Genomic DNA, 16,146 nt, shown 5'->3' on the forward strand with positions numbered 1-16,146 from the left:
TCGGCGGAAGTTGCGAACCTGTACGGGCGGCCCCACAACGGCTCGTAGCCACCGCCCCGCACGGGGGTCCGGACGGAGGCACACCAATCTCTAGTTGGGCCGGCGAAGACGCCGGCCGGAGGGAAAGCGATGGGTAGGACACTCGCGGAGAAGGTCTGGGACGACCATGTCGTCCGGCGCGCAGAGGGCGAGCCCGACCTTCTCTTCATCGATCTGCACCTGCTGCACGAGGTGACCAGCCCGCAGGCCTTCGACGGTCTGCGTCAGGCCGGACGTCCGGTGCGGCGCCTCGACCTCACCATCGCCACCGAGGACCACAACACCCCGACCCTCGACATCGACAAGCCGATCGCCGACCCGGTCTCGCGCGCCCAGCTGGAGACCCTGCGCAAGAACTGCGCGGACTTCGGCGTACGGCTGCACCCGCTGGGCGACGTCGAGCAGGGCGTCGTCCACGTGGTCGGCCCGCAGCTGGGGCTGACCCAGCCGGGCACCACCGTGGTCTGCGGCGACTCCCACACCTCCACGCACGGCGCGTTCGGCGCGCTGGCGTTCGGCATCGGCACCAGCCAGGTGGAGCACGTCCTGGCCACCCAGACGCTGCCGCTGGCCCGCCCGAAGACCATGGCCATCACGGTCGAGGGCGAACTGCCCGACGAGGTCACCGCGAAGGACCTGATCCTGGCGATCATCGCCCGGATCGGCACCGGCGGCGGCCAGGGCTACATCCTCGAATACCGCGGCTCCGCCATCGAGAAGCTCTCGATGGAGGCCCGGATGACCATCTGCAACATGTCGATCGAGGCCGGCGCCCGCGCGGGCATGATCGCCCCGGACGCCACCACCTACGACTACCTCAAGGGCCGCGACCACGCCCCGCAGGGCGAGGACTGGGACGCCGCCGTCGCGTACTGGAACACGCTGCGCTCCGACGACGACGCGGTGTTCGACGCCGAGGTCGTCATCGAGGCCGCCGAACTCGCCCCGTTCGTCACCTGGGGCACCAACCCGGGCCAGGGCGCGCCCCTGTCGGCCAACGTCCCCGACCCGGCTTCGTACGAGGACGCCTCGGAGCGCTTCGCCGCCGAAAAGGCCCTGGAGTACATGGGGTTGACCGCCGGGCAGCCGCTGCGCGAGATCAGCGTCGACACCGTCTTCGTAGGTTCGTGCACCAACGGCCGCATCGAGGACCTGCGCAACGCGGCCTCGATCCTGGACGGCCGCAAAGTCGCCGACGGCGTAAGGATGCTGGTCGTCCCCGGCTCGGTCCGGGTCGCCCTCCAGGCCGTCTCCGAGGGCCTTGACAAGGTCTTCACCGAGGCCGGCGCCGAATGGCGGCACGCGGGTTGCTCGATGTGCCTCGGCATGAACCCCGACCAGCTGGCCCCCGGCGAGCGCTCCGCCTCCACCTCGAACCGCAACTTCGAGGGCCGGCAGGGCAAGGGCGGCCGCACCCACCTGGTCTCGCCCCAGGTCGCCGCCGCCACCGCGGTGCTGGGCCATCTGGCCTCGCCCGCCGACCTGTCCGACGCCCGTACCCCCGCCGGAGTCCGATAGCCATGGAAGCCTTCACCACGCACACCGGCCGGGTCGTCCCGCTGCGCCGCAGCAACGTCGACACCGACCAGATCATCCCCGCCCACTGGCTGAAGAAGGTCACCCGGGACGGGTTCGAGGACGGGCTCTTCGAAGCCTGGCGCAAGGACGAGAACTTCGTCCTCAACCGCCCCGAGCGCCAGGGCGCGTCGGTCCTCGTCGCCGGTCCCGACTTCGGTACGGGCTCCTCCCGCGAACACGCCGTCTGGGCCCTGCAGAACTTCGGGTTCAAGGCCGTCGTCTCCTCCCGCTTCGCCGACATCTTCCGCGGCAACTCGCTGAAGAACGGCCTGCTCACGGTGGTGCTGGAGCAGAAGGTCGTCGACGCGCTCTGGGAGCTGACGGAGGCCGACCCGACCGCCGAGGTGACCGTCGACCTGGAGACCCGCCAGGTCCGCGCCGAGGGCATCACCGCCGACTTCGAGCTCGACGAGAACGCCCGCTGGCGCCTGCTCAACGGCCTCGACGACATCAGCCTCACCCTTCAGAACGAAGCGGACATCGCCGCGTACGAGGCGGCCAGGCCGGTCTTCAAGCCGCGTACCATTGCCGCCTGAGCAGCGCTTTTCCAGGACTGCGCCCCCTGCCTCCCGGCAGGGGGCGCAGTCGCTTGTTGAGACCCCGTCGGGCGACAACTCGCCCCAGATGGCACAATCGGTGCATGGAACGCGACAGCCAACTCAAGCTCTATGGCCAAGTCGCCGACCGATTGAAGGAAGCGCACGCGAAGGTGCGTGCACTGCAAGTCCCGGAGAGCGTACGGATGGCGCTGACCCGGAAGCTGTTGGTCGTCACGGCCGCGGCGAAGCACGATCTCCCGGACGCGGCAAGGCGTCTGGACCGGTTGATGAAGGACCTCGATGAGGGCCGATTCCCCGAAGGTGACTGACACGTGGAACTGCGCATCGGTCGACTTCGTTGCGGCACTAGGGTGATTAGCCCGTTTCGTGTTTGATTTGCGGTATATATCTGCCTAACGTGCGAAAAAGCTTGAACACTTTCGTTCTGGCAATGTCTCCGAAGGGGAAGACGTGAACAAGGCGCAGCTCGTAGAAGCGATTGCCGACAAGGTCGGCGGCCGTCAGCAGGCCGCAGACGCTGTCGACGCGGTACTCGACGCGATCGTCCGTGCCGTTGTCGCCGGGGACCGTGTCTCGGTCACCGGCTTCGGCTCGTTCGAGAAGGTCGACCGCCCCGCCCGGTACGCGCGCAACCCGCAGACGGGTGAGCGCGTCCGGGTCAAGAAGACCTCGGTGCCCCGCTTCCGCGCGGGTCAGGGCTTCAAGGACCTGGTGAGCGGCTCGAAGAAGCTCCCCAAGAACGACGTGGCCGTCAAGAAGGCCCCCAAGGGCAGCCTCTCGGGCGGATCTTCCGCCGCCCGTACGACGGTGAAGGCCGCCGCCGCCAAGAAGTCGGCCGCCAAGAAGGCCACCGCGAAGAAGACCACCGCCAAGAAGGCGACTCCGGCGAAGAAGACCACCGCCGCAGCCAAGAAGGTCACCGCGAAGAAGACCACCGCGACCGCCAAGAAGGCCTCCGCGGCCGCGAAGAAGGCGACCCCGGCGAAGAAGACCTCCGCCGCGGCCAAGAAGACCGTCGCCAGCAAGACCGCGCCCGCCAAGAAGACCACGGCGAAGAAGGCGCCCGCGAAGAAGACCACGGCGCGCAAGACCACGGCCAAGAAGGCCACCGCACGCAAGAAGTGAGACCGGGCCACCCGCTCGCACCTCACAACGCGCCGGGCCGGGCTCCCCTCCGGGGGAGCCCGGCCCGCGGGCTGTCCGGGCCCCGTTCGGCCTAGGCCCTAGCGAACCACTTCTAGAACGTCTGCAGGGTCACCAGCGTGATCCGCAGCTCCGCCCCCGCGCCCTTGCCCTCGATCCGCACCCGCTGCCCCGGACGCAGCAGCAACAGGCCGCCCGCGTCGAAGGCCGGGGCGCCGAACTCCACCGGGGTGCCGTCGTCCAGCAGCACGCTGCCGCTGCGGGTCTCGGGGTCGTACGTGTACGAGGTCGCCTGCATGGGCGGCAGCCTATCGGTCGGCCGCCGGGGCGGGCACGGCCGCGATCCGTGCCGTGTGCGGCCCCACCCCCAGGGCCAGGGCCACCCGCAGATCCTCGCCCGTATCGACGTCCCGGCGCACCGAGTCGACGCTGGACAGCGCTATTTCCACCGCCCCCGACGCCAGGTGCCGTGACCCGGACGGGCCACCGAAAGCCGGACGGAATTCCGCACCGCTCGCGGCGGCCAGAAATGTCGTACCGATTCCCGCCGCGTCCCGGAGAAATGCGCTGGGAAAAGCGGAAGCAAAATCGAGCACCCGCTCCAATTCACCGGTGCGCAGCGCGGGCAGATCCGCGTTGAGCGCGGCCACCGCGGCGGCGGGCCGCACGGCCCGCACCGAGCGGGCGCCGTGCGCGAGCGCCGCGTTGAGCCCGGCCCCCGGAGCGTCCGGCACGATCCGCGCCCCGAGCGCGGAAAGGGCCGCCGAGGCCACGGCGTCGTCCGTGACGACCACCACATCGCGCACCCGCGCACAGGCCAGCGCCGCCGCCACCGTGTCCTGGGCGAAGGCCAGGGCCAGCAGGGGCCGCGCAGCCTCGCCCGCCGCCCGCCCCAGGCGGCTCTTGGCCCGTGCGAGCGGCTTCAGCGGAACGACCAGGGACCAGGGCCCGGCCGGATCGGTGTTCGTGGCGATCTCCCCCTCCGTACGCATCAGCGCCTATTCTCGCCTGCCGGTACGACAACCCGGAGGACCCCTACGCAACGTGAGGCGTACGGTGTTCTCGACAGAGCAGGGGCCTGGGGCGAGACTTGACCGTCAGTAGCCAGCCAGCAGGTCAAAGTCCCTAAGGAAGGTGTCCGAGTGTCCCGCCGCAGAATCGGCTTCTGGTACCGCCTGGCGGCGGTTATCGCCAAGCCGCCATTGGTGGTTCTGTTCAAGCGCGACTGGCGGGGGATGGAACACATTCCGGCCGACGGCGGATTCATCAGTGCCGTCAACCACAACTCCTATCTGGACCCGCTCTCCTACGGCCACTTCCAGTACAACAGCGGCCGGGTGCCGAGGTTCCTGGCCAAGGCCGGCCTCTTCCGCACCCCGTTCGTCGGGATGATGCTGCGCGGCACCGGCCAGATCCCCGTCTACCGCGAGACCACCAACGCCCTGGACGCCTTCCGGGCCGCCGTGGAGGCCATCGAGCGCGGCGAGTGCGTCGCCTTCTACCCCGAGGGCACCCTCACCCGCGACCCCGAGATGTGGCCGATGGCCGGCAAGACCGGGGCCGCCCGGGTCGCCCTGATGACCAAGGCGCCCGTCATCCCGGTCGCCCAGTGGGGCGCCAACCACGCGATGCCGCCGTACGCCAAGGAGAACAAGTTCCGGCTGTTCCCCCGCAAGACGCTCCGGGTGCAGGCCGGACCGCCCGTCGACCTCAGCCGCTTCCACGGCCTGGAGCCCACCCCCGAGGTGCTGCGCGAGGCGACCGAGGTCATCATGGCGGCCATCACCCGCGAGCTGGAGGACCTGCGCGGCGAGAAGGCGCCCGCCGAGCTCTACGATCACCGCAAAGCCCGTGCTGAACAACGGCGCAGGGCCCAGGGAAAGGGACCCACGTGACGCACCCCGTAAAAGCAGCCGTCTTCGGAACCGGCTCATGGGGTACGGCCTTCGCCGTGATCCTCGCCGACGCGGGCTGCGACGTCACCCTCTGGGGGCGCCGCGCCGAGGTCGCCGAGACCATCAACACCACGCACACCAACCCGGACTATCTCCCGGGCATCGCGCTCCCCGACTCGATCCGCGCCACCACCGACGCCGCCGAGGCCCTGCGCGGCGCCGAGTTCGCCTTCCTCGTCGTGCCCTCCCAGACGCTCCGGGCCAACCTCGCCGACTGGGCCCCGCACCTGGGTCCGGACACCGTCCTGGTCTCCCTGATGAAGGGCGTCGAGCTGGGCACCGCCGAGCTGATGAGCGAGGTGATCGCGGACGTGACCAAGGTCTCCGCCGACCGCATCGCCGTCGTCTCCGGCCCCAACCTGGCCAAGGAGATCGCCGAGCGCCGCCCCGCCGCGGCCGTCGTCGCCTGCGCCGACGAGTCCGTCGCCCAGCGCCTCCAGGCCGCCTGCCACACCGCGTACTTCCGGCCGTACACCAACACCGACGTGGTCGGCTGCGAGCTCGGCGGCGCCGTGAAGAACGTCATCGGCCTCGCCGTCGGCATCGCGGACGGCATGGGCCTCGGCGACAACACCAAGGGCTCCCTCATCACCCGGGGCCTCGCCGAGACCACCCGACTGGGCCTGGCCATGGGTGCGGACCCGTTGACGTTCTCCGGACTCGCGGGCCTGGGCGACCTGGTGGCGACCTGCTCCTCGCCGCTCTCGCGCAACCACACCTTCGGCACCAACCTCGGCCGCGGGATGACGCTCCAGGAGACGATCGCCGTCACCAAGCAGACCGCCGAGGGCGTCAAGTCCTGCGAATCGGTCCTCGACCTGGCCCGCAGGCACGGGGTCGACATGCCCATCACCGAGACCGTCGTCTCCATCGTCCACGAGGGCAAGTCCCCGGTCGTCGCGGTGAAGGAGCTGATGTCGCGGAGCGCCAAGGCCGAGCGACGCTGACGTCTCCCCTACCAGCAGGTACGCTCATCGCGATATGAGCAGCGAGAACCTCCCCCAGAGCCCTGAGCGCCGCGAGAGCCCTGAGCAGCAGCGTCGCAAGCCCCGTGTGGCGGTCGTGTTCGGCGGCCGCAGCTCCGAACACGGCATCTCGGTCGTCACGGCCGGCGCCGTCATGAAGGCCATCGACCGGACCACGTACGACGTCCTGCCGATCGGCATCACGACGGACGGCCGCTGGGCGCTCACCGCGGACGAGCCCGAACGCATGGCCATCGCCGACCGCAAGGTCCCCGACGTGGACGGGCTCGCCGAGTCCGCCGAGGGCAGCGTCACGCTCTCCGTCGACCCCGGCAGCCGCGAGGTCCTCTACAGCGAACCGGGCTCGGTGCCCAAGGCGCTGGGCGAGGTCGACGTCGTCTTCCCCGTGCTGCACGGCCCGTACGGCGAGGACGGCACCCTCCAGGGGCTGCTGGAGCTCTCCGGAGTGCCCTACGTCGGCGCGGGCGTCCTCGCCTCGGCCGTCGGCCAGGACAAGGAGTACATGAAGCGGGTCTTCCGCTCCTTCGGGCTGCCGGTCGGACCCTACGAGGTCGTCCGCCCCCGCGAGTGGGAGAGCGACCCGGCCGCCGCCCGCAAGCGGATCGTGGACTTCGCCGGCGAGCACGGCTGGCCGCTGTTCATCAAGCCCGCCCGCGGCGGCTCCTCGATGGGCATCACCAAGGTCGACGGACTCGACGGCCTCGACGAGGCGATCGAGGAGGCCCGCCGCCACGACCCGAAGTTCCTCGTCGAGTCGCTGCTGCGCGGCCGGGAGATCGAGTGCGGGGTGCTGGAGTTCGAGGACGGCCCGCGCGCCAGCGTGCCCGCCGAGATCCCGCCGGTCACCGCGCACGACTTCTACGACTTCGAGGCCAAGTACATCGACTCGGCCGCCGGTCTGGTGCCCGCCCCGCTCACCGAGGAGCAGACCGCCGAGGTGCAGCGGCTCGCCGTCGCCGCCTTCGACGCCGTCTCCTGCGAGGGCCTGGTGCGCGCCGACTTCTTCCTCACCGAGGACGGCACCTTCGTCATCAACGAGATCAACACCCTGCCGGGCTTCACCCCGATCTCGATGTACCCGCGCATGTGGCAGGAGAGCGGCGTCGACTATCCGGAGCTGGTCGACCGGCTGATCCAGGCAGCGTTGAACCGCTCCACCGGACTGCGCTGACGGAACTGCCCGCGGGCCTCAGAACCGGCTCGGGACCGTCTTCGCGATGGGGCCGGCGAACGAGGCCAGCGGCGTGATGTCGTGGGCGTACGCCGAGGAGAGCGTGACCTCGACGTACGCCTTGCGGTACGTGGTGGTGAACCGCGGTCCGGAGTCCTCGGGCTCCTCCAGCATCCACTGCACCCCGTCCGCCTCGACGCCCTGTGACTGGGGGTCGTCCATCTTCGCGGGCCGGGGGACCCCGCAGCGCAGTACGATCGCCCCGTCCCCCCAGCCGGCGGTCAGCTCCGAAGCCGGGGAGGGGTCGCTGCGTTCCAGTTCGAGGACGGCCTCCGGCAGTTCCTCGTGCAGGGCCTCGCAGTACGCCGCGGCCTCCGAGGACGGTGTGGGAACCGGGACCGAGGGCTGCGCGTCGCTGAGGGAACAGCCCGCCGCGGCCAGCACGAGCACGGCAGCGGACGGACCGAGGAATATCGAGTGTGGGGAACGGCGGGCGGATGACGTCACCGGCCCAGCCTAGACGGGGGTCAGAGGTGGACGACCGGGCAGGTCAGGGTTCGTGTGATGCCGTCCACCTGCTGCACTTTGGCGACCACCATGCGGCCGAGTTCATCGACCGTGTCTGCCTGGGCCCGCACGATCACGTCGTACGGACCGGTGACGTCCTCTGCCTGGATGACTCCCGGAATCTTGGAGATGGTCTCGGCGACGATCGACGCCTTGCCCACCTCGGTCTGAATGAGGATGTACGCCTGTACCACGGAACCTCCAGGGCGGCCACGAGGATCATGTGGGGGAAAGGGACGCCACGTTATCGCGTTGCCGCGGGCCGCGGGGAGACCTACGGGCCGGATGACGCCCACAGCGTGGCGTACAGGGCGCAGAAGTTGACGTATCTCTTGACGGTACCGACAGCACAGACGGCTCGCGACCGGGGGCCCGGACGGGTGTCCGGGGCGATAAAGGAGAGGTGAGACTCGGTGAAGGGAACCGTGGGCGAGTTGGGGGAGTTCGGGCTCATCAGAGAGCTCACGTCCCGGCTCACCACCACTCCGGCGGTACGGCTGGGGCCCGGCGACGACGCCGCGGTCGTGGCCGCCCCCGACCGCAGGGTCGTGGCCAGTACGGACATCCTGCTGGAAGGGCGGCACTTCCGCCGCGACTGGTCGACGGCGTACGACGTCGGCCGCAAGGCCGCCGCCCAGAACCTCGCCGACATCGCGGCGATGGGCGCCGTGCCCACCGCGCTGCTCCTCGGCCTCGTCGTCCCCGCCGACCTCCCCGTCACCTGGGCCGCCGAGCTGATGGACGGGCTGCGCGACGAGTGCCAGGTGGCGGGCGCGGCCGTGGTGGGCGGCGATGTGGTCGGCGGCGACACGATCACCGTCGCGATCACCGCGCTCGGCGATCTGCGCAACCACGAACCCGTCACCCGGGGCGGCGCCCGCCCCGGCGACGTCGTCGCGGTCACCGGCTGGCTCGGCTGGTCCGCCGCCGGATACGCCGTGCTCTCCCGCGGCTTCCGCTCGCCCCGCGCCTTCGTCGAGGCCCACCGCCGCCCGGAGCCGCCGTACCACGCTGGCCCCGCGGCCGCCGGACTCGGCGCCACCGCGATGACCGACGTCAGCGACGGCCTCGTCGCCGACCTCGGCCACATCGCGGAGTCCAGCAAGGTCCGCATAGACCTGCGCTCCGGCCTGATCGACATCCCCTCGCAGATGTCCGACATCGGCCAGGCCGTCGGCGTCGACCCGCTCCAGTGGGTGCTGACCGGGGGAGAGGACCACGCGATCGTGGCGACCTTCCCGCCGGACGTGAAACTGCCCGCCCGCTGGAAGGTGATCGGCGAGGTCCTCAACCCCTCCGCCCTGCCCCAGGTCACCGTCGACGGCGCGCCCTGGACCAGCAAGGGCGGCTGGGACCACTTCGGCTCCATCGAGGACACCCACCAGCCCCGGTGACCGTTAGATTGCTGCGTATGCCCATACGTACCGCTGTCCCGCCCCGTGTGCTCACCGTCGCCGGATCCGACTCCGGCGGCGGTGCGGGGATCCAGGCCGATCTGAAGACGATGCTCGCCCTCGGCGTGCACGGCATGAGCGTGCTCACCGCCGTCACCGCACAGAACTCCCTCGGCGTCCAGGGCGCGTGGGAGCTTCCGGTGGACGCCGTTCGCGCCCAGTACCGCAGCGTCGTCGACGACATCGGCGTCCAGGCCGTGAAGACCGGCATGCTCGCCTCGGCCGCCCTCGTGGAGACGGTCGCCGAACTCCTCGCCGGAACCGACGCCCCCGTCGTCGTCGACCCGGTCGGCGTCTCCAAGCACGGCGACGCGCTGCTCGCCGCCGAGGCCCTCGACTCCGTACGGACGAAGCTGCTGCCCGTCGCCACCGTCGCCACCCCGAACCTCGACGAAGTGGCCCAGCTCACCGGTGTCCGGGTCACCGACGAGAGCGGAATGCGCCGGGCCGCCGAGGAGATCCTCGGCTTCGGACCGCGCTGGGTCGTGATCAAGGGCGGCCATCTGCCCGGGGAGGCGGTGGACCTGCTCACCGACGGGAGCGCGGAGCACTGGCTGCGCGCCCCCCGGCACGACAACCGCCACACCCACGGCACCGGCTGCACCCTGGCCTCCGCCATCGCCTCCGGGCTCGCGCTCGGGATGGACGTACCCACGGCGGTACGGGGCGCGAAGACGTACGTCACCGGCGCGATCGAGGCCGGCTTCCCGCTCGGCGGCGGTATCGGTCCGGTCGACCACGGCTGGCTGACCCGGCCGGCCGACTGACGGGCTCCGGCCGGCCCGGCCGCCCGATCAGCTTCCGAGCACCGTCTGCTTCTGAGCACCGTCTGCTTCTGAGCGCAGCAAAAAGCCGGTCCACCGAGATGGACCGGCTTTTTGGGCAACCGGAAGGCTGCGCTACGACGGGGACGTCAGCGCGCGACCTTGCCGGCCTTGATGCACGAGGTGCAGACGTTGAGCCGCTTCGGCGTCCGACCGACCACGGCACGCACGCGCTGGATGTTGGGATTCCAGCGACGGGACGTACGGCGGTGCGAGAACGAAACGCTGTTGCCGAAGCTCGGCCCCTTGCCGCAAACGTCGCAGTTGGCAGCCACGGGTCACTCCAAAGACTTCAGATGCACTTACAGTGAATTCCGGCGCGCCGGAATCAGTTCGACTGAAGTGGCGGTACCGGAGGGATGGCCCGACTCTCATCGGGCAACCGGAGCAGCATACAACGCCTGCTTCGGAGATACGAAACTACCACGGCTCGGCCGTCCGCCCTCCCGGCCCCTGTCCCTGCCGGGACCCCGGCGGGCGGGCTAACCTGCGGTGCAGCCCGTTGCCACGGCCGCTTCAAGGAGGACCATCGGTGCCGCAGCTCCCCGACGACCTGGACGCCGTCGCGGTACGCACGTGGTGCTCGCTGGCCCTGGAGACACTGGGCCGGGAGCGCGCGGAGATCGACGCGATCAACGTCTATCCCATCGCCGACGGGGACACCGGCACCAACCTCTATCTGACCGTCGAGTCCGCCGCCGCGGCCGTCGAAGCGGTGTTCGCCGCGCACGAGACCGGCACCACCGCACCCGCCACCGCCGACGCCGTACGCGCCATGGCGCACGGCGCCCTGATCGGCGCCCGCGGGAACTCCGGCACGATCCTGGCCCAGCTGCTGCGCGGCATGGCCGGGGTGCTGGCCGACGGCGGCGACGCGGCCCATCTGCGCCTCGCCCTCACCGGTGCCGCCCACGCGGCCCGGCAGGCCGTCGCCCACCCCGTCGAGGGCACTGTGCTCACCGTCGCCGCCGAGGCCGCCGAGGCCGCCCGGGGAGACCACTCCGACCTGGGCGCCGTCGTCACCGCCGCCTACGAGGGGGCGCGCGCCGCCCTCGCGCGCACCCCCGAACAGCTCGCCGTCCTCGGCCGGGCGGGCGTGGTCGACGCCGGGGGCCGGGGCCTGGTGGCGGTCCTGGGCGCGCTGGTGGAGACGGTGACCGGGCAGCCGCCCGTACGGGGACCCCGTACCGGTTCCGGGAGTTCCGGGAGTTCCGGGATGGCGCCCGTGACCGTGGACGGGGGTTCCGTGGTGGGGCTGCCGGTGGGCGGCACTCCGGTGGAGGGCGTCACGGAGGGGGGCCTTGCGGTGAGTGCCTCGGGGGACGGGCCGCTCGACTGCCCCGAGGACGGGGGCGCCGGGCCCGCGTTCGAGGTGATCTACCTCCTGGAGGCCCGCGATGAGCAGGTGGCCCGGCTGCGCACCCGGCTCGACGCGCTGGGCGACTCCCTGGTCGTGGTCGGCGGCGACGGGCTCTGGCACGTCCACGTCCATGTCGACGACGCCGGGGCCGCCGTGGAGGCGGGCGTCGAGGCCGGCCGGCCGTACCGGATCCGTATCACCCACTTCGCCACCGAGTCCGGCCACGACGTCCGCGTCCAGGCCGAACCCGCCCAGCGCGCCGTCGTCGTCGTGGTCCCCGGCGACGGCCTGGCCGGGCTCTGCACCGAGGCCGGCGCCACCACCGTGATCGCCCGCCCCGGCGAACCGCCCGCCAGCGGCGAACTGGTCGACGCCATCCGCCGCGCGCACGCCCGCGAGGTGGTGCTCCTGCCCAACGACGCGGCCCTGCGCCACACCGCCGCCGCGGCCGCCGAACAGGCCAGGACCGAGGGGGTCAGGGTCGCGCTCGTGCCGACCCGCGCCGCCGTCCAGGGCATCGCCGCCCTCGCCGTCCACGAGCCGGACCGGGGCTTCGACGAGGACGTGGTCGCCATGACCGCCGCCGCCGGAGCCACCCGCTACGCCGAACTGGCCGTCGCCGAGCGCCAGTCGTGGACCATGGCCGGGGTCTGCCAGGCCGGTGACATCCTCGGCCTGATCGACGGCGACGTGGCCGTGATCGGCGCCGACGTCCCGGCCACCGCCCGCACCGTGCTCGACCGGATGCTGGCGGCCGGCGGTGAACTGGTCACCCTCGTCCTCGGCGAGGACGTCCCGGACTCGCTGGCCGACGCCCTGGAGGAGCACGTACGCGAGGGCCATCTCGCCGTGGACACCGTGGTCTACCGGGGCGGGCACCAGCGCGCACCGCTGCTGATCGGCGTCGAGTAGCGGCGAGTGGGAGCGGCGGGCCGTGCGTGCCCGGCGGACAGCTGTCAGTGCCGTGGTGTGCAATGGATCGCGTGTCCTCGTTCGATGAACCCCTCAAGAAGCTGCTCGGCGGAGCCACCGCGAAGGTCATGGCCGAACACCTCGACCTGCACACGGTCGGTGATCTGCTGCACCACTACCCGCGGCGGTACGAGGAGCGCGGCAAGCTGACCGCGCTGGCCGACCTCCCGCTGGACGAGCACGTCACGGTCGTCGCCCAGGTCGCCGACGCCCGGATCCTGATGTTCAACAACGGCCGGGGCAAACGCCTGGAGGTCACCCTGACCGACGGCAGCGGCCGCCTCCAGCTGGTCTTCTTCGGCCACGGCGTCCACAAGCCGCACAAGGAGCTGCTGCCGGGCCGCCAGGCGATGTTCGCGGGCAAGGTCTCCGTCTTCAACCGCAAGATGCAGCTCGCCCACCCCACGTACCAACTCCTCGACGCCTCCGACGCCGACGAGGCGACCGAGGCCGTGGACGCCTTCGCCGGACGGCTGCTGCCGATCTACCCCGCCTGCAAGCAGCTCGACTCCTGGCGGATCGCCAAGGCCGTCGACGCCGTCCTGCCCAGCGCGCGGGACGCGGTGGACCCGCTGCCCGCCTCGCTCCGCGAGGGCCGCGGCTTCACCCCGCTGCCCGAGGCGCTGCTGAAGGTGCACCGCCCGCAGACGAAGGCGGACATCGAGGACGCCAAGGCCCGGCTCAAGTGGGACGAGGCGTTCGTCCTCCAGGTCGCCCTGGCCCGCCGCCGGTACGCCGACACCCAGCTGCCCGCCGTCGCCCGCCGCCCCGTCGCGGACGGCCTGCTGGACGCGTTCGACGCCAAGCTGCCCTTCACCCTCACCGAGGGCCAGGAGAAAGTCAGCAAGGAGATCTTCGACGACCTGGCCACCGAGCACCCGATGCACCGCCTCCTCCAGGGCGAGGTCGGCTCGGGCAAGACGATGGTGGCGCTGCGCGCGATGCTCACCGTGGTCGACGCGGGCGGCCAGGCCGCGATGCTCGCCCCCACCGAGGTCCTGGCCCAGCAGCACCACCGCTCGATCACCGAGATGATGGGCGAGCTGGCCGAGGGCGGCATGCTGGGCGGTTCGGACCGGGGCACCAAGGTCGTCCTGCTCACCGGCTCCATGGGCATGGCCGCCCGCCGTCAGGCCCTGCTCGACCTGGTCACCGGCGAGGCCGGGATCGTCATCGGCACCCACGCCCTCATCGAGGACAAGGTGCAGTTCCACGACCTCGGCCTGGTCGTCGTGGACGAACAGCACCGCTTCGGCGTGGAGCAGCGCGACGCCCTGCGCTCGAAGGGGAAGCAACCGCCCCACCTCCTCGTCATGACCGCCACCCCCATTCCCCGTACGGTCGCGATGACGGTCTTCGGCGACCTGGAGACCTCCGTCCTGGACCAGCTCCCGGCCGGCCGCTCCCCGATCGCCAGCCATGTCGTCCCCGCCAAGGACAAGCCCCACTTCCTCGCCCGCGCCTGGGAACGCGTCCGCGAAGAGGTCGGGAACGGCCACCAGGCGTACGTCGTCTGCCCCCGCATCGGCGACGACGCGGAGGAGGCCGGGGGGAAGAAGGGCAAGACGAAGAAGAAGACCGCCGAGGAGGACCCGGAGAAGCGCCCGCCGCTCGCCGTCCTGGAGATCGCCGACGAGTTGCGCAAGGGCGCGCTGGCCGGACTGGGCGTCGAGGTGCTGCACGGCAGGATGCACCCCGACGAGAAGGACGACGTGATGCGCCGGTTCGCCGCCGGTGACGTCGACGTCCTGGTCGCCACCACCGTCATCGAGGTCGGCGTCAACGTCCCCAACGCCACCGCCATGGTGATCATGGACGCCGACCGGTTCGGCGTCTCCCAGCTCCACCAGCTGCGCGGCCGCGTCGGCCGTGGCTCCGCCCCGGGGCTCTGCCTGCTGGTCAGCGAGGCCCACGAGGCGAGCCCCGCCCGCGCCCGGCTCTCCGCCGTCGCCGCCACCCTCGACGGCTTCGAGCTCTCCCGGATCGACCTCGAACAGCGCCGCGAGGGCGATGTGCTGGGCCAGGCCCAGTCCGGAGTGCGCTCCTCGCTGCGGATGCTCACCGTCATCGACGACGAGGAGGTCATCGCCGCCGCCCGCGAGGAGGCCGTCGCGATCGTCGCCGCCGACCCGGAGCTGGAGCACCTGCCGGAGCTGCGCACGGTGCTGGCCGCCCTGCTGGACAAGGAGCGCGAGGAGTATCTGGACAAGGGGTGAGGGCGCGGGGGCGTCCTGCCGGTCGGGCCGGTGCGGGCCGCACGCCATATCGTGGACGCACGGCCCGCGCACCCCGCGGGCCCCTCCGTACGCCCCCGACCCCGAGGACCCGACACCCATGACCCGCGTGATCGCCGGCTCGGCCGGCGGACGCCGCCTGGCCGTCCCGCCCGGCACCGGCACCCGCCCCACCTCCGACCGTGCGCGCGAGGGCCTCTTCTCCACCTGGCAGGCGCTGCTCGGCACCCTCGAAGGCAGCCGCGTCGCCGATCTGTACGCCGGATCCGGCGCGGTCGGCCTCGAAGCGCTCTCCCGGGGCGCGGTCCACGCCCTGCTCGTCGAGGCCGATCCGAAGGCGGTCCGCACGGTCCGCGACAACGTCCGCACCCTCGGCCTCCCCGGCGCCGAGGTCCGGGCCGGCAAAGCCGAGCAGATCGTGACAGGACCGGCGCCCTCGGACCCGTACGACATCGTCTTCCTGGACCCGCCGTACGCCGTCACCGACGACGATCTTCGCGAGATCCTGCTCACACTCCGTGCTCAGGGGTGGCTCACGGCCGATGCGCTCGTCACGGTGGAACGCGGCACCCGGGGCGGAGAATTCGGCTGGCCCGCGGGATTCGAGCCACTGCGGTCCCGTCGCTACGGCGAGGGAACGCTTTGGTACGGTCGCGCCGCCGCTACGTGCGAAGACGCACGATGACCGGACCGGAGAGCGAGGGAATCACAGTGCGCCGCGCCGTCTGTCCGGGGTCGTTCGACCCCATCACCAACGGACATCTCGACATCATCGGACGAGCCTCGAAGCTGTACGACGTGGTGCACGTGGCGGTGATGATCAACCAGTCCAAGAAGGGGCTGTTCACCGTGGACGAGCGGATCGAGCTGATCCGCGAGGTCACCGCCGACTTCGGCAACGTCGAGGTGGAGTCCTTCCACGGCCTGCTGGTCGACTTCTGCAAGCAGCGGGAGATCCCGGCGATCGTGAAGGGCCTGCGGGCCGTCAGCGACTTCGACTACGAGCTGCAGATGGCCCAGATGAACAACGGCCTCTCCGGTGTCGAGACGCTCTTCGTGCCGACCAACCCGACGTACAGCTTCCTGTCGTCCTCGCTGGTCAAGGAGGTGGCGACCTGGGGCGGCGACGTCTCCCACCTGCTGCCGCCGGCCGTCCACGAGGCGCTGGTGAAACGCCTCGGCGAACGCTGAGATCCTGACGGGCCGTCACCAGGTGTCGGGCGGCAGCCGACTGGCCTTACAGTCGTCCCGTCCGTCTCCAACGGAGCAGCAGCTTCAACAGAGCAGCAGAGAGTGGCGAGCA

At 71.2% G+C, this 16,146-nt stretch carries 18 protein-coding genes; 13 read left to right on the forward strand and 5 right to left on the reverse strand.

Annotated elements, in window-relative coordinates:
* Positions 1-129 precede the first annotated feature (129 nt).
* The 4 genes from leuC (at position 130) to ACSMXR_RS27515 (ending at position 3,302) form a co-directional block, all read left to right on the forward strand.
* On the forward strand, positions 130-1,557 hold the full coding sequence (leuC, locus tag ACSMXR_RS27500; RefSeq protein WP_137234499.1) for a 3-isopropylmalate dehydratase large subunit: 1,428 nt from the start codon (positions 130-132) through the stop codon (positions 1,555-1,557).
* Between the two features lie 2 nt (positions 1,558-1,559).
* Entirely contained in the window at positions 1,560-2,153 is a 594-nt protein-coding gene (gene leuD, locus ACSMXR_RS27505) for a 3-isopropylmalate dehydratase small subunit (RefSeq protein ID WP_137234498.1), read from the forward strand.
* 104 nt (positions 2,154-2,257) lie between these two features.
* A complete protein-coding gene (locus ACSMXR_RS27510; protein WP_032790676.1) occupies positions 2,258-2,485 on the forward strand; it encodes an SCO5555 family protein in 228 nt (75 codons plus the stop codon).
* A gap of 142 nt (positions 2,486-2,627) precedes the next feature.
* Complete coding sequence (locus ACSMXR_RS27515) at positions 2,628-3,302, forward strand: HU family DNA-binding protein (RefSeq protein ID WP_030084999.1); 675 nt, start codon at positions 2,628-2,630, stop codon at positions 3,300-3,302.
* A 112-nt stretch (positions 3,303-3,414) separates the two neighbouring features.
* Here ACSMXR_RS27515 and ACSMXR_RS27520 read toward each other — a convergent pair whose 3' ends face one another.
* Both ACSMXR_RS27520 and cofC read right to left on the reverse strand, forming a co-directional pair.
* On the reverse strand, positions 3,415-3,618 hold the full coding sequence (locus ACSMXR_RS27520; RefSeq protein WP_381850361.1) for a hypothetical protein: 204 nt from the start codon (positions 3,616-3,618) through the stop codon (positions 3,415-3,417).
* A 10-nt stretch (positions 3,619-3,628) separates the two neighbouring features.
* Positions 3,629-4,312: a 2-phospho-L-lactate guanylyltransferase gene (cofC, locus tag ACSMXR_RS27525; protein ID WP_473170142.1), complete on the reverse strand. Its 684-nt coding sequence runs from the start codon at positions 4,310-4,312 to the stop codon at positions 3,629-3,631.
* Between the two features lie 150 nt (positions 4,313-4,462).
* Here cofC and ACSMXR_RS27530 point away from each other — a divergent pair, with 150 nt between their 5' ends.
* The 3 genes from ACSMXR_RS27530 to ACSMXR_RS27540 are packed head-to-tail and all read left to right on the forward strand — an operon-like array spanning position 4,463 to position 7,432.
* Entirely contained in the window at positions 4,463-5,215 is a 753-nt protein-coding gene (locus ACSMXR_RS27530; protein WP_137234495.1) for a lysophospholipid acyltransferase family protein, read from the forward strand.
* Positions 5,212-6,222 (forward strand): NAD(P)H-dependent glycerol-3-phosphate dehydrogenase, encoded by a 1,011-nt coding sequence (locus tag ACSMXR_RS27535; RefSeq protein WP_218524592.1) that lies wholly within the window; start codon positions 5,212-5,214, stop codon positions 6,220-6,222. Before ACSMXR_RS27530 ends, ACSMXR_RS27535 begins: the two co-directional genes overlap by 4 nt.
* A 34-nt stretch (positions 6,223-6,256) precedes the next feature.
* Positions 6,257-7,432 carry a D-alanine--D-alanine ligase family protein gene (locus tag ACSMXR_RS27540; protein WP_137234493.1) on the forward strand — a complete coding sequence of 392 codons (1,176 nt, stop codon included), beginning with the start codon at positions 6,257-6,259 and terminating at the stop codon, positions 7,430-7,432.
* Positions 7,433-7,450: 18 nt separating this feature from the next.
* Here ACSMXR_RS27540 and ACSMXR_RS27545 read toward each other — a convergent pair whose 3' ends face one another.
* Together ACSMXR_RS27545 and ACSMXR_RS27550 are read right to left on the reverse strand one after the other, a co-directional pair.
* Positions 7,451-7,939: a DUF3515 domain-containing protein gene (locus ACSMXR_RS27545; protein WP_137234492.1), complete on the reverse strand. Its 489-nt coding sequence runs from the start codon at positions 7,937-7,939 to the stop codon at positions 7,451-7,453.
* A gap of 20 nt (positions 7,940-7,959) precedes the next feature.
* Positions 7,960-8,193, reverse strand: coding sequence for an Lrp/AsnC family transcriptional regulator (locus tag ACSMXR_RS27550; RefSeq protein WP_006127869.1), 234 nt, complete (start codon positions 8,191-8,193; stop codon positions 7,960-7,962).
* Between the two features lie 219 nt (positions 8,194-8,412).
* On the opposite strand from ACSMXR_RS27550, the gene ACSMXR_RS27555 reads away from it, so the two are divergent.
* Positions 8,413-9,393, forward strand: coding sequence for a thiamine-phosphate kinase (locus tag ACSMXR_RS27555; RefSeq protein ID WP_137234491.1), 981 nt, complete (start codon positions 8,413-8,415; stop codon positions 9,391-9,393).
* A 17-nt stretch (positions 9,394-9,410) separates the two neighbouring features.
* Entirely contained in the window at positions 9,411-10,220 is an 810-nt protein-coding gene (gene thiD, locus ACSMXR_RS27560) for a bifunctional hydroxymethylpyrimidine kinase/phosphomethylpyrimidine kinase (protein ID WP_137234490.1), read from the forward strand.
* 146 nt (positions 10,221-10,366) lie between these two features.
* Here thiD and rpmB read toward each other — a convergent pair whose 3' ends face one another.
* Entirely contained in the window at positions 10,367-10,552 is a 186-nt protein-coding gene (gene rpmB / locus ACSMXR_RS27565) for a 50S ribosomal protein L28 (protein ID WP_006127872.1), read from the reverse strand.
* A 257-nt stretch (positions 10,553-10,809) separates the two neighbouring features.
* On the opposite strand from rpmB, the gene ACSMXR_RS27570 reads away from it, so the two are divergent.
* The 4 genes from ACSMXR_RS27570 (at position 10,810) to coaD (ending at position 16,034) form a co-directional block, all read left to right on the forward strand.
* Positions 10,810-12,549, forward strand: a complete 1,740-nt coding sequence (locus ACSMXR_RS27570; protein WP_137234489.1) for a DAK2 domain-containing protein — start codon at positions 10,810-10,812, stop codon at positions 12,547-12,549.
* A gap of 62 nt (positions 12,550-12,611) precedes the next feature.
* Positions 12,612-14,825, forward strand: a complete 2,214-nt coding sequence (gene recG, locus ACSMXR_RS27575; protein WP_473170143.1) for an ATP-dependent DNA helicase RecG — start codon at positions 12,612-12,614, stop codon at positions 14,823-14,825.
* Between the two features lie 118 nt (positions 14,826-14,943).
* Positions 14,944-15,528: a 16S rRNA (guanine(966)-N(2))-methyltransferase RsmD gene (gene rsmD / locus ACSMXR_RS27580; RefSeq protein ID WP_137234487.1), complete on the forward strand. Its 585-nt coding sequence runs from the start codon at positions 14,944-14,946 to the stop codon at positions 15,526-15,528.
* 26 nt (positions 15,529-15,554) lie between these two features.
* Entirely contained in the window at positions 15,555-16,034 is a 480-nt protein-coding gene (gene coaD, locus ACSMXR_RS27585) for a pantetheine-phosphate adenylyltransferase (RefSeq protein ID WP_032787127.1), read from the forward strand.
* The last annotated feature ends 112 nt before the right edge of the window (positions 16,035-16,146 follow it).

The organism is Streptomyces sp. DSM 106670, from assembly GCF_055792845.1.